The following is a 12,913-nucleotide window of genomic DNA, read 5'->3' as shown; positions in this document are numbered from 1 at the left end:
CATCCCCCAATCAGCCCCCTCTCCCTGAGGGAGAGGGGGCGACCGAGGTAATCTTGCGTCATACACCGACCTGAAATACCGGGTCGATTATGGATTCGGCACGGTTTCCTCAGGTTGGCGCACATTCTGAACATCCCCCAATCAGTCCCCTCTCCCTCTGGGAGAGGGTTAGGGTGAGGGGCTTTTGATTCTTGCTTGGCGCAGTGAACGAATCTCACAAAACCCGCGTCATACACCTCCTCGGGCGCTGTAGGAAACCTACCGCCCAGCCCGGCGATTAGTCCTTATCACCCTATCCATGTTTAACTTGAACGTTCATTCAAGTTAAACCGGTGGTTCGCTGCCCGCTCACAACAGGAGGCTTGCCTTTGCTGAGTCCGATCATTTCAGCCACGTTTCAACCCATCGAGGTGCACGTTTCATGAGTGCATCGTCTACCCCCGCCAGCGGTCTGGTGCGCATGAATCCGCCGGTGTTCTACTTCGCCGCGACGGTGATTCTGCTGTTTGGCCTTGTCGTCATCGCCATACCTGAACAGGCCGGCGCCTGGTTACTGGAAGCGCAAAACTGGGCGGCCAACACGGTCGGCTGGTACTACATGCTCGCGATGACTCTGTATCTGGTCTTCGTGGTGGTCACCGCCTTATCCGGCTACGGCAAGATAAAACTCGGTGCCGACCACGACGAGCCCGAATTCAGTTACCTGTCCTGGGCCGGCATGCTGTTCGCCGCCGGGATCAGCATCACCCTGTTCTTCTTCTGCGTCTCCGAACCGCTCACGCACATGCTCCAGCCGCCGCAGGGCGAGGCCGGTACCGCCGATGCTGCGCGCCAGGCGATGCAGATTCTGTTCCTGCACTGGGGCCTGCATGGCTGGGGCGTGTTCGCCTTTGTCGGCATGGCGCTGGCCTATTTCGCGTATCGCCACAACCTGCCGCTCGCCCTGCGTTCGGCGCTCTACCCGCTGATCGGCAAACGCATCAATGGCCCGATCGGCTACGCGGTGGACGGCTTCGGCATCATCGCCACGGTGTTCGGCCTCGGTGCGGACATGGGCTTCGGTGTGCTGCATCTCAATTCCGGTCTGGACTACCTGTTCGGCATCGCCCACACCCAGTGGATCCAGGTCGGGCTGATCACGTTGATGATGGGCGCGGCGATCATCGTTGCGGTCTCCGGCGTCGACAAGGGCGTACGGGTGATGTCCGACATCAACATGCTGCTCGCCTGCGGACTGCTGCTGTTCGTGCTGTTCGCCGGACCGACGCAGCACTTGCTCAATACCTTGATCCAGAACGTCGGCGACTACCTCGGCGCGTTGCCGATGAAAAGTTTCGACCTCTACGCCTACGACAAACCGAGCGACTGGCTGGGTGGCTGGACAGTGTTCTACTGGGCCTGGTGGATTGCATGGTCGCCGTTCGTGGGCCTGTTCATCGCGCGGATTTCCCGTGGCCGGACCATCCGTGAATTCGTCTTCGGCGTATTGTTGATCCCGCTCGGTTTTACCCTGGCGTGGATGTCGATCTTCGGCAACAGCGCCTTGGACCAAGTGCTTAATCACGGCATGAGCGCGCTGGGCATGTCCGCCATCGACAATCCGTCGATGAGCATTTATCTGCTGCTGGAAACCTACCCTTGGAGCAAAACCGTTATCGCCGTGACGGTGTTCATCAGCTTTGTGTTCTTCGTCACCTCGGCGGACTCCGGCACCGTGGTGCTCTCGACGCTGTCGGCCAAGGGCGGCAACCCGGATGAAGACGGGCCGAAATGGCTGCGGGTGTTCTGGGGCGCGATGACCGCGCTGATCACCAGTGCGCTGCTGTTCTCCGGCAGCATCGATGCGCTGAAGTCAGCGGTGGTGCTGACTTCGTTGCCGTTCTCGCTGATCCTGCTGCTGATGATGTGGGGTCTGCACAAGGCGTTCTATCTGGAATCGCAGAAGCAGATCGCGCAGCTGCATTCGCTGGCGCCGGTCTCCGGTTCGCGGCGCGGCACCGGCGGCTGGCGACAGCGCCTGAGTCAGGCCGTGCACTTCCCGTCCCGCGACGAGGTGTATCGCTTCATGGAAAGCACGGTACGTCCGGCGATCGAGGAAGTGACCGCCGTGTTTGTCGAAAAAGGTCTGCACGTAGTCACTCAGCCGGATCCGGCGCATGACAACGTCAGCCTGGAGATCGGCCATGGCGAACAGCATCCGTTCATCTATCAGGTGCAGATGCGCGGCTACTTCACGCCATCGTTCGCGCGTGGCGGCATGGGCTCCAAGCAACTCAACAATCGCCGCTACTACCGCGCCGAAGTGCACTTGAGTGAGGGCAGTCAGGACTACGATCTGGTCGGCTACACCAAAGAGCAGATCATCAACGACATCCTCGACCAATACGAACGGCACATGCAGTTCCTCCACCTGGTGCGTTGAATGGCCACTGAGCGCCGGGACGTTTCACGCCTCGGCGCTCAGCACCATGAACAACACCATCGCCGCCACCGGCACGCCGAACACCGCACTGCCAATCGCAATCTCCGTCCCCAACGGCTGCCCCGCATGCACCACGCCGACCGCCCCGTTGATCAGCGTCAACGCCAGCCACAGCGCTGCGAAAGCGTAGGCCAGCGTGTGGCGGCTGAAGCCGATGTGCTCGCCGATGTAAAGCATCAGCGCGAGCAGGACCAGGCCGAAGAAGATGATGATAGCGGTGTGCATGGCAGGTTTGGCCTGGTGGATGGGTGTTGCCTGATCGGCCGCCTTCGCGAGCAGGCTCACTCCTACAGTGGGTCGCGGCTGCCCACAAATCCTGTGGCCAACCCCATTCCCTGTAGGAGTGAGCCTGCTCGCGATAGGGCCACCAGGTTCTCCTCTAGAGCATAGCCAATCCAGCCCCCGCCATATTCATCAGATGCTTTCGCGCTCGATCACTTGGCACTCCAGCAGATTCAGCCGCTGCACTTCGTCGCTCGGCAACACGCCAAGGCTTTCCAGCACGCGTGTCGCGGCGAGTACACCGATCTCCAGTGCCGGTGGTTTGATCGTGCTCAGGCTGGGCAACAGCATCTCGGCGAACGGGTAATCACCGAAGCCGAGAACGGCGCAGTCTTCGGGAATTTTCAAACCGGCGCGTTGCCCGGCGAGCAGGCCGCCGGCGGCGAGGTTGTCGTTGGCGAAGATGATCGCGTCGGGGCGTGGTGAGGCGTTCATCAAGGCTTCCATCGCTTGCTTGCCGGCGTCGAACGGTGCGCGGTCGGCGTCCGGGGCGAAGAACCATGGCTCCCTCCCTGCGCCTCGCAGAGTGGCGGCATAACCATCGCGGCGCTCCAGGGCACTGAAGTCCCCCGGCGCGCTGTTTTGCACGAAGGCGATGCGTTGGTAGCCTTTTTCCAGCAGATGCCTTGCCGCCGTCACGCCCACTTCGAAATGCGAAAAGCCAATCTGCATCGGCCCGCGTTCCGGCTGGTAATCCCAGGTTTCGATGACCGGGATATCCGCCTCGGCGAGCATCTTCTCGGTGCCTGCGCTGTGGAAGTGGCTGGTCAGCACCAGCGCTGCCGGCGACCAGCCGAGAAATGCGCGCACGGCATTTTCTTCCTGCTCGATATCGAAATAGCTCGAAGCCAGCAACAGCTGATAACCGTGTCGACTGAGGGTGTCGCTGAAGCCTTGGATCGTGTTGGCAAAGATCGGCCCGGAGATGTTCGGAATGACCATGCCGACAATTTTCCCGCGCGCCGAGGCCAAGCCACCCGCCACCAGATTCGGCACATAGCCCAACTCGGCGACCACTGCCGCAATGCGCTCGCGACGCTCAGGCGAAACCTGTTCGGGCTGATTGAAATACCGCGAGACGGTAATCGCCGACACCCCGGCCGCACGCGCCACGGCATTCAGCGTGACTCGGCCGGCGCCTCGGCGTTTGCGCGTTTTCTCGTCGCTCAAGGCTCGATCCTTCTAAAAACCAAATCGCATATAAAAGTAATTTTTCAGTATTGGACGCTCTATGCCGAGGTGCCAATACTGGCGATGTTAGCGCTAACAAAGCGCGTTGTCTGCTACTCGCTCGAGCGAATGCCCAAGACAGATTCAGGCGCTGTCGTCGCAGAACGGCAGTGGTTCAGGGCCATTTTCGAGCGGATACCTATGCGCAATTTTCCTGGGGCAACACACACACTGACGCAGTCGATTCGCGCGGCGGGCTGGATTTTCACCGGGCTGGCGGCGCTGCCGCTGCCCACCGCGTTTGCCGCTGACAGCAGCGATCAGGAACCGACGCTGAAATCCGTCACGGTGACCGCGACTCGCCGGGAAGAGTCGCTGCAGAAAGTACCGGTGGCAGTTTCGGTGCTCGACGGTGAACAGCTCGAACGCGACAACCGCAACGGCGTGGCGAGCATCGTTCAGCAAGTGCCTTCGTTGAACTTCCGCACCGGCGCCTCGAACAAGGACACCTCGTTATTCGTGCGCGGCGTCGGCACCATTTCCACCTCGCCCGGGGTCGAGCCGACCGTGGCGACGGTGATCGATGGCGTGGTGTACGCGCGGCCCGGTCAGGCCACGCTGGATCTGCTCGATCTCGAGCGCGTGGAAGTGCTGCGCGGCCCGCAAGGCACGCTGTTCGGCAAGAATGCCTCGGCCGGTGTACTCAACATCACCAGCAAAGCACCGACCGCCGAAACCCACGGCTACATCGATCAGTCGTACTACAGCGGCAACGAAAGCCGCACCCGTTTCGGCCTCGGCGGCAGCCTCATTCCGGATACGCTGAAGGGCTCGATCAGCACCTTGTTCGGCACGTACGACGGCAACGTCGACAATCAGCACAACGGCCATGAAGTGAACGGCTACAACCATCGCGGCGTGCGCGGCAAACTCGAATTCACCCCGAACGACGACATCACCTTCACCCTGATCGCTGACTACATGCAGTCCCACGACGACGCGCCCAATGGTGTCGTCAGTCAAGCGCTGACGCCGGCCTTCGCCAACGCGCTGAGCCCGGTGAATGCCACCAGCCACAACCGCGATATCAACACCGATACCCGCTCTCACATCGAAGACATCAACAAAGGCCTGTCCGGCCAGCTTGACTGGCAACTGGGTGATTACACGCTGACGTCGATCACGGCGTGGCGTGGCTGGGACAACACCCAGTATCAGGATGGCGATCGCCTCGGCACCGTCACCGCCGCGTTTCCCGGCACCGCAGACAAGGGCGATCTGGCCTTCGACCAATACTCGCAAGAGTTGCGTCTGGCCTCACCGAAAGGCGAGTTTCTCGAGTACGTCGGCGGCCTGTTCTACATGCACGGCAAGGACGACGAGACCTACCGGCGCACCCTGACCACCCCCACTCGCACCGACCGTGGCGTCGCCGATTACAGCACCACCAGCGACAGCTACGCGGTGTTTGGCGAGAGCACGCTGAACTTCACTTCGGACTTTCGTGGCATCGCCGGCCTGCGCTATACCCACGATGATCTCGAATACGATCACCGACGCGTTTCAACCTCGGCCACCACGGTCAGCGGCATTCAACCCGCGACGAGCAGTTCAGGCTCGGTGGACGAAGACGGCTGGTCCGGTCGCCTCGGCTTGCAGTACGACCTGAGCGATACCGTCACCACTTACCTGACCTATTCGCGCGGTTACAAAGGCCCGGCCTACAACGTGTTCTTCAACATGCAACCGCGCGATACCGAAGCACTGAAACCGGAGACTTCAAACACCTGGGAGGCGGGGATCAAAGCTACCTCCTGGAACAATCGCCTGACCACCAACCTGGCGATCTTCCACAGCGAGTACGACAACTATCAGGCGAACTTTTTCGACACCGTCGCCGGGCAGGTGGTGACGCGTCTGATCAACGCCGGCAGCGTCACCAGCGAAGGCGTCGAACTCGATTACGCCCTGCAAGCCAGCCAGCAACTGAAGTTCTCCGGCGCCCTGGCCTACACCCGCGCACGCATCGACGAATTCGCCTGCCCGGCCGGCGCGGCGGCGTCGTGCAACGTCAACGGCAAACCACTGCCGTTCAGCCCGGACTGGAAAAGCTACGTGCGCGCCGACTACACAATCCCCCTGGACAATGGCCTCGATATTGAATTGGGCACCGATTACAGCTGGCAGAGCGAAGTGCAGTACGACATCAGCCAGAACCCCGAGACCAAACAGGGCGCCTATGGGCTGTGGAACGCCAGTCTCGCCCTGGCCGATTACAGCAATGGCTGGCGCGTCGCCCTGCTCGGCAAGAACCTCGCTGACAAGTCCTATTCGCCGTTGCTGGCCAGTGGCGGCAGCTACATCTATCGCGCCGTGCCGCGGGATGACGAACGCTACTTTGGCGTGCAACTGCGCAAGGATTTCTGAGATGAGCCGACAGATGAAACTCGGTGCGTTTCTCATGGCCACCGGGCACCACGTGGCAGCGTGGCGGCACCCGGATGTGCCGGCGGATGCGGGGCTGGATTTCGCCCATTACAAACGTCTGGCGCAAACCGCCGAAGCGGCGAAGTTCGATGCGCTGTTTGTCGCCGACAGCGTCGCCGCACCGACCCAGGACATCGCCAGCCGCATGGCGCGCTCCGATCACTTCGAGCCGCTGACGTTGCTCTCGGCACTGAGCGCGGTGACCGAGCACATCGGCCTGATCGCCACGGCCACCACCAGTTACAACGAGCCGTACCACGTGGCGCGCAAGTTCGCCTCGCTCGATCATTTGTCGGGCGGACGTGCCGGATGGAATCTGGTGACTTCGGACAACGCCGCCGAGGCGCTGAATTTCGGCCGCGACGCACACATCGGCCATGCCGAACGCTACAGCCGCGCCCGCGAATTTCATCAAGTGGTTACCGGGCTCTGGGACAGTTGGGAGGACGATGCCTTCCACCGCGACAAGGCCAGCGGCGCCTATTACGACCCTCAGAAGCTGCATGTGCTCGATCATGTGGGTGAGCATTTCCGGGTCAAAGGCCCGCTGAATGTCGCGCGCTCGCCACAGGGGCAGCCGGTAATTGTCCAGGCCGGATCTTCCGAAGCCGGGCGTGAGCTGGCCGCGCAAACCGCTGAAGTGGTGTTCACCGCACAGACTTCGCTGGCCGCCGCTCAGGCGTTTTACGCCGATATCAAGGGACGCTTGCCCAGGTTCGGACGCAGTGCCGATTCGCTGAAAATCATGCCTGGCGTTTTTGTGGTGGTCGGTGCCAGTGAGGCTGAAGCGCAGGAGAAATGTGAAACGTTTCAGCAATTGGTCGAACCCGAGGTGGGCGTTGCGCTGCTTGGGCGTATGCTGGGCAACTTCGATTTATCGAAGTACCCGCTGGACGGGCCATTGCCAGAGTTGCCGCTGACTGACAGCGGTCAGCAGAGTCGACAGAAACTGCTGACCGAACTGGCGGGTCGGGAGAACCTGACCCTTGCCGGACTCGGTCGCAGGATCGCCGGCGGGCGCGGGCATTACAGCCTGGTCGGTACGCCGGCACAGATTGCCGATCGCCTGCAGGAGTGGTTCGAGCAAGGCGCGGCGGACGGCTTCAACGTGCTGGTACCGCACCTACCGGGCGGGCTCGAAGATTTCGCCAAAGGCGTGGTGCCGGAACTGCAAAGGCGTGGCTTGTTCAGAACTGAATATGAAGGCCGCACGTTGCGGCAGAATCTGGGCCTGACTCGACCCGGCAATAGATTTGCGTAACAGCCTTCGCGAGCAGGCTCGCTCCCACACGAGCAATCGACACCCATTTCAAGACAGACAAGAGAGGATTCGATGACCTACACCGCTGCCGAAAACCGCTATGACTCCATCCCCTACCGCCGCGTCGGCCGCAGCGGTCTGGTGCTGCCGGCATTGTCGCTGGGCCTGTGGCACAACTTTGGCGACAGCACACCGATCGACACCCAGCGCGCCTTGCTGCGCACCGCGTTCGATCTGGGCATCAACCATTTCGATCTGGCCAACAACTACGGCCCGCCGTACGGCAGCGCCGAGATCAATTTCGGGCGCCTGCTGCGCGAAGACTTCAAGCATTACCGTGACGAACTGATCATCTCCAGCAAGGCCGGCTGGGACATGTGGCCCGGCCCTTACGGTCAGGGCGGCGGCTCGCGCAAATATGTGCTGGCGAGCCTCGACCAGAGTCTGCAACGCCTCGGTCTGGACTATGTGGATATCTTCTACTCGCACCGCTTCGACCCGGATACCCCGCTGGAAGAGACCGCCAGCGCCCTCGCCACGGCTGTACAGCAGGGCAAGGCGCTGTACATCGGTATCTCGTCCTATTCGGGAGTGAAAACCCGCGAAATGGCCGCGTTGCTGAAAGAGTGGAAAGTGCCGCTTCTGATTCATCAACCGGCGTACAACCTGCTCAATCGCTGGGTGGAAAAGGATCTGCTCGATACCACCGATGAGCTCGGCACCGGCGTGATCGCGTTCACGCCGCTGGCGCAGGGCTTGCTCACCGACAAATACCTCAACGGCGTGCCGGCCGATGCACGGGTCAATCGCCCGGGTGGCGGTTCGTTGCAGGCGTCGCATTTGTCCGAGGCCAACATTGCCCATGTGCGCGCATTGAACGAGATCGCCCAGCGTCGCGGCCAGAGCCTGGCCCAACTGGCGCTGGCGTGGACGCTGCGCGACCCACGGGTAACCTCGGCGCTGATCGGCGCGAGCCGGCCGGAGCAGATTATCGAGAACGTCGGTGCGCTGAAGAATCTCAATTTCAGCGCTGAAGAGCTGGCGGAGATCGATCGGTTTGCCCAGGAGGGCGGGATCAATCTTTGGGAGAAGCCTTCGACGGCGGAATAAGCGACCCTCACCCCAGCCCTCTCCCAGAGGGAGAGGGAGTCGACCGAGGTGTCTGTCGCCATACATCGACCTGAAAAAACGAGTCGATTATGGATTCAGCAAAGCAATATCAGGTCGGCGTACCTCTAAAGCATCCCCCATTCAGTCCCTTCTCCCTCCGGGAGAGGGTTAGGGTGAGGGGCTTTTGCTGTTCAGGGCTCAGCGAAAAAACGGCACATCCCCCAACACCGTCGCCCGCTGCATCACCCGCCGCGCCGGGCGGTAGTCGTCTACTGCGTAATGCTGGGTCACGCGGTTATCCCAGAACGCAATGTCGTCTTTCTGCCAGCGCCAGCGAATGGTGAATTCCGGTCGGGTCGCATGGGCAAACAGAAACTTAAGAATCGCCTCGCTCTCGGTTTCCGAGAGTTCGTTGATCTTCGAGGTAAACCCTTCACTGACGAACAGCGAGCGCCGTCCGCTCACCGGGTGCGTGCGAATCACCGGGTGCGACAGCGGTGGATTCTTGCGCCGGGCCTCTTCCCACTGCGCCAGCGCTTCCGGGGTATTGCCGTAGCGCTCCAGTGGAAACGAGCGGGTGAAATCATGGGTCGCCGTCAGCCCTTCGAGCAGGGTTTTCATCGGTGCCGACAACGCTTCATACGCGGCGATACCGCTCGCCCACAAAGTGTCGCCACCGAATTCCGGCAGCAACTTGGCGCTGAGCACGGCGCCCATCGCCGGCGTCGGCAGGAAGGTCACGTCGGTGTGCCAGATCGCGTTGTCGCGCACGTCGGTGACGGCGGTATCGAGGATCAGTACTTCCGGTTGCTCCGGCACGTTCGGGTAGATCGGATGAATGTGCAGGTCGCCGAAATAATGCGCGAAACGTGCCTGCTGCGCCGGCTCGATCGGCTGGTTACGGAAGAACAGCACCTGATATTTGAGCAACGCCTGTTCGATGGCGTCGCGGTGTTCCAGGCTCAGCGGCTGGCTGATGTCGACGCCGCTGATCTGCGCGCCGAGGGCCGAGCTTAATGGGGTGATGTTGAGGCTGCTCATGGTCTTTCTCTTCAATTGCGGTCATCACCCTATGTAGGAGCTGCCGAAGGCTGCGATCTTTTGATCTTGATCTTTTTAAAAACGAGATCAAAAGATCGCAGCCTTCGGCAGCTCCTACACAGGGGATTGATTTGAAAATTGTCAGTGCGCCTGGCCGTGCCACGGCACCAGTTTGCGCTGCAAGGCGCGCAGGCCCATCTCCATGGCGAAGGCGATCAGGGCGATGACCAGAATCCCCAGCACCACCACATCGGTGACCAGAAATTGCGCGGCCGATTGCACCATGAAACCCAGGCCACTGGTGGCCGCGATCAGCTCAGCGGCGACCAGGGTCGACCAGCCAACCCCCAGGCCAATGCGCACGCCAGTGAGAATGTCCGGCAAGGCGCTGGGCAGAATCACATGGCGAATCAGCTGCGCGCGCGTCGCGCCCAACGACTGCGCCGCGCGCAGTTTTGCCGGGTCGACCGTGCGCACACCGGTCGCTGTGGCAATGGCAATCGGCGCGAAAATCGCCAGATAGATCAGCAGCACTTTCGACAACTCGCCGATGCCGCACCAGATCACGATCAGCGGCAGATAGGCCAGCGGCGGGATAGGGCGATAGAACTCGATCAGCGGATCGAGCACGCCACGGGCGATGCGGTTGGCGCCGATGGCAATGCCCACCGGCACGGCGGTCAGGATGGCAAAACCCAGGCCCAGACCAATGCGGCTCAGGCTGGCGCCCAAGTGCTGCCACAACGTCGAATCCATGTATCCGGAAGTCGCCAGCAGCCAGCCCTTTTGCAACACGGCAGAAGGTGGCGGCAGGAACAGCGGTTCGATCAGACCGCTAGCGGTCACCGCCCACCAGATCGCCAACAGGCCGAACAGGGTCAGCAGGCTGATCCAGCGCGTGCTGAGGCTACGGCGTACCGGGATGCTCACCGAAGGGGTTTTCACCGCCGCAGCGGAAACGTCGTAACTGCTCATGCGCGCTCCTGCCGGGGTACGGCGCTGCGTTGCGAGAAGACTTTGCTCAGCACGTGTTCGCGGGTTTCGATAAAACGCGGATCGGATTTGATCGCGCGGGCCGACTCGCCAGCGGCGTAGCGCTGACCGAAATCCAGCTGCAGACGCTCAACGATCTGCCCTGGATTCGGCGCCAGCAGAATCAGGTCTGTGGCGAGGAACACCGCTTCTTCAATGTCGTGGGTAATCAGGAAAACCGGTTTGGCAGTGCGCTGCCAGACTTGCAGCAACAGCTCCTGCATTTGCTCGCGAGTAAATGCATCAAGCGCGCCGAAGGGTTCGTCCATCAGCAGCACGCGCGGGTCGGCGGCGAGGGCGCGGGCGAGGCCGACGCGTTGTTTCTGGCCCCCGGACAATTGCCAGATGCGCCGGTCTTCGAAACCGGCGAGATCGACCAGTGCGAGCATTTCCCGAGCGCGCTGCTCGCGTTTGTCCCTGCCGACACCGGCCAGTTCGAGGCCGAAGGCAACGTTGGCGAGCACGTCCTGCCAGGGCAGCAAGGCGTCGTCCTGGAACACCACGCCGCGCTCGGCGCTCGGGCCTTTGACCGGCACGCCGTCAAGGGTGATGCGCCCGGCACTTGGTTCGACGAAACCGGCAATCAGGTTCAACAGTGAAGTCTTGCCACTGCCGGACGGGCCAAGGGCGACCAGCAACTGCTGCGGCCCCAGGGTCAGAGAAATATCCGCCAGCACCGGCTCCGGGCTGCCCGGGTACTGTGCGCTGATGCGCTCCAGCTGTAGCAAGGCCATCGCTGTGATCTCCGGTTCAGTTGGTGATGTATTTGGCGCTGACGTACGGCGCGTAATCCGGCAGCACGGCTTCGACCTTGCCCTGCTCCTTGAGGAACGCGGCGGTGTCGGTGATGGCTTTGGTGGTCGGCGCGCCGAGGTCACTGACCTGATCCGCCGCCAGCGGGTAGACGTTGCCCTGCAGCAGCAACGGAATGTCGCTGGCCTTGGCGCCGGACAGTTTCACCAATTTGTCGACGTTGGACTGATTCGCCAGCCACGCTTTCGGATCCTTGCGGTAGTCGGCGTAGGCGTCGAGGGTGACCTTGGCAAACGCGGTGACGATGTCCGGATGCTTCTCGGCGAAGTCCTTGCGCACGATCCACGCATCGAATGTCGGCGCGCCGAACTTGGCCAGCTCGCCGGAGGTGATCAGCACTTTGCCGTTTTCCTTGGCCACGCCCAGTGCCGGATCCCAAACGTAAGTGGCGTCGATGTCGCCGCGTTTCCACGCGGCGATAATCGCCGGCGGCGCGAGGTTGAGCACGGTGACTTTCGACGGATCGATGTTCCAGTGCTTGAGCGCGGCGAGCAGGCTGTAATGCCCGGTGGACACGAACGGCACGGCGATTTTCTTGCCGATCAGATCCTGCGGCGTTTTGATGCCGGAGCCGTCGCGCGCGACCAGCGCTTCAGCGGCGCCGATCTGCGTGGCAATCAGGAAGGTTTCCACCGGCACTTTGCGGGTGATCGCGGCGGTCAACGGGCTCGAACCGAGGTAGCCGATCTGCACATCCCCGGACGCGATGGCGGCGATGATGTCGGCGCCGTTATCGAACTTGCGCCAGCTTATGTCGGCCTTGGTGGCTTTCTCGTAGGCACCGTCGGCCTGAGCGACTTTCGCCGGGTCGACGGTGGTCTGGTAGGCAACGGTGAGATCGGCCGCCTGGGCCAGGAAGCTTGCAGCAGCCAGAGAGGCCACGGCGAGCAGGCGAAGCGGGAAATTCAGTTTCAATTGGGAGCTCCAGATCAGGCGACCGAATGTCGGCGTGAACGGAGACTAAATGATCTAAGAATCTAGAAATAAATAACTTTTTCGAATGAGCTTATGAGCGGAAAAATCTAAGCACAGCGGGCGGTTGGGACTTGTGGCGAGGGAGGCTTCCCTCCCGCGCGGGGCGAGGGGCCCCCACACACCTTAACGATTCCCCTCTCTACGGCCCCCTCGGCTATTTTCGCCTACTGGGCGCGACGGCCGCGCGGAGGCGGCTCGCCCCCACCGGGACACACGCGTCGCCAAGCGGCCCGGGGCCGGCCCCGTAGCCGCCAGACACC

General features: G+C 61.8%; 10 protein-coding genes. 4 read left to right on the top strand and 6 right to left on the bottom strand.

The features are described from left to right. Positions 1-460: 460 nt before the first annotated feature. A complete protein-coding gene (betT, locus tag AEQ63_RS02085; RefSeq protein WP_160768576.1) occupies positions 461-2,422 on the top strand; it encodes a choline transporter BetT in 1,962 nt (653 codons plus the stop codon). Between the two features lie 24 nt (positions 2,423-2,446). Here the strand turns inward: betT and AEQ63_RS02080 are convergent, their stop codons facing one another. Together AEQ63_RS02080 and AEQ63_RS02075 are read right to left on the bottom strand one after the other, a co-directional pair. Then, positions 2,447-2,707 (bottom strand): hypothetical protein, encoded by a 261-nt coding sequence (locus tag AEQ63_RS02080; protein ID WP_064361662.1) that lies wholly within the window; start codon positions 2,705-2,707, stop codon positions 2,447-2,449. Between the two features lie 189 nt (positions 2,708-2,896). Continuing rightward, complete coding sequence (locus AEQ63_RS02075) at positions 2,897-3,934, bottom strand: LacI family DNA-binding transcriptional regulator (protein ID WP_064361599.1); 1,038 nt, start codon at positions 3,932-3,934, stop codon at positions 2,897-2,899. A 201-nt stretch (positions 3,935-4,135) separates the two neighbouring features. Here AEQ63_RS02075 and AEQ63_RS02070 point away from each other — a divergent pair, with 201 nt between their 5' ends. The 3 genes from AEQ63_RS02070 (at position 4,136) to mgrA (ending at position 8,792) form a co-directional block, all read left to right on the top strand. Further along, a complete protein-coding gene (locus AEQ63_RS02070; RefSeq protein WP_064361598.1) occupies positions 4,136-6,361 on the top strand; it encodes a TonB-dependent receptor in 2,226 nt (741 codons plus the stop codon). A gap of 1 nt (position 6,362) precedes the next feature. Next, positions 6,363-7,682 carry an LLM class flavin-dependent oxidoreductase gene (locus AEQ63_RS02065; protein ID WP_042608573.1) on the top strand — a complete coding sequence of 440 codons (1,320 nt, stop codon included), beginning with the start codon at positions 6,363-6,365 and terminating at the stop codon, positions 7,680-7,682. A 72-nt stretch (positions 7,683-7,754) separates the two neighbouring features. Then, positions 7,755-8,792, top strand: a complete 1,038-nt coding sequence (gene mgrA, locus AEQ63_RS02060) for an L-glyceraldehyde 3-phosphate reductase (protein WP_064361597.1) — start codon at positions 7,755-7,757, stop codon at positions 8,790-8,792. A 198-nt stretch (positions 8,793-8,990) separates the two neighbouring features. Here the strand turns inward: mgrA and tauD are convergent, their stop codons facing one another. From tauD to tauA, 4 genes are all read right to left on the bottom strand, one after another. Next, positions 8,991-9,833, bottom strand: coding sequence for a taurine dioxygenase (gene tauD / locus AEQ63_RS02055; protein WP_064361596.1), 843 nt, complete (start codon positions 9,831-9,833; stop codon positions 8,991-8,993). A gap of 141 nt (positions 9,834-9,974) precedes the next feature. Beyond that, a complete protein-coding gene (tauC, locus tag AEQ63_RS02050; protein WP_064361595.1) occupies positions 9,975-10,808 on the bottom strand; it encodes a taurine ABC transporter permease TauC in 834 nt (277 codons plus the stop codon). Further along, positions 10,805-11,599 (bottom strand): taurine ABC transporter ATP-binding subunit, encoded by a 795-nt coding sequence (gene tauB / locus AEQ63_RS02045; RefSeq protein ID WP_042608577.1) that lies wholly within the window; start codon positions 11,597-11,599, stop codon positions 10,805-10,807. The genes tauC and tauB overlap by 4 nt, the downstream gene beginning before the upstream one ends. 16 nt (positions 11,600-11,615) lie before the next feature. Next, positions 11,616-12,593, bottom strand: a complete 978-nt coding sequence (gene tauA / locus AEQ63_RS02040) for a taurine ABC transporter substrate-binding protein (protein ID WP_064361594.1) — start codon at positions 12,591-12,593, stop codon at positions 11,616-11,618. Positions 12,594-12,913: the final 320 nt, after the last annotated feature.

Source organism: Pseudomonas sp. RIT-PI-o (assembly GCF_001297215.1).
GTDB lineage: Bacteria > Pseudomonadota > Gammaproteobacteria > Pseudomonadales > Pseudomonadaceae > Aquipseudomonas > Aquipseudomonas moraviensis_A.
The sequence above is the reverse complement of the archived record's forward strand: the minus strand, read 5'-3'. Positions and strand labels throughout refer to the sequence as shown.

What these genes read in the sequence shown, in the direction of transcription:
- betT (WP_160768576.1), top strand. Translation starts at nt 461, where the DNA reads ATGAATCCGCCGGTGTTCTACTTCGCCGCGACGGTGATTCTGCTGTTT.
- AEQ63_RS02080 (WP_064361662.1), bottom strand. Translation starts at nt 2,707, where the DNA reads ATGCACACCGCTATCATCATCTTCTTCGGCCTGGTCCTGCTCGCGCTG.
- AEQ63_RS02070 (WP_064361598.1), top strand. Translation starts at nt 4,136, where the DNA reads ATGCGCAATTTTCCTGGGGCAACACACACACTGACGCAGTCGATTCGC.
- AEQ63_RS02065 (WP_042608573.1), top strand. Translation starts at nt 6,363, where the DNA reads ATGAGCCGACAGATGAAACTCGGTGCGTTTCTCATGGCCACCGGGCAC.
- mgrA (WP_064361597.1), top strand. Translation starts at nt 7,755, where the DNA reads ATGACCTACACCGCTGCCGAAAACCGCTATGACTCCATCCCCTACCGC.
- tauD (WP_064361596.1), bottom strand. Translation starts at nt 9,833, where the DNA reads ATGAGCAGCCTCAACATCACCCCATTAAGCTCGGCCCTCGGCGCGCAG.
- tauC (WP_064361595.1), bottom strand. Translation starts at nt 10,808, where the DNA reads ATGAGCAGTTACGACGTTTCCGCTGCGGCGGTGAAAACCCCTTCGGTG.
- tauB (WP_042608577.1), bottom strand. Translation starts at nt 11,599, where the DNA reads ATGGCCTTGCTACAGCTGGAGCGCATCAGCGCACAGTACCCGGGCAGC.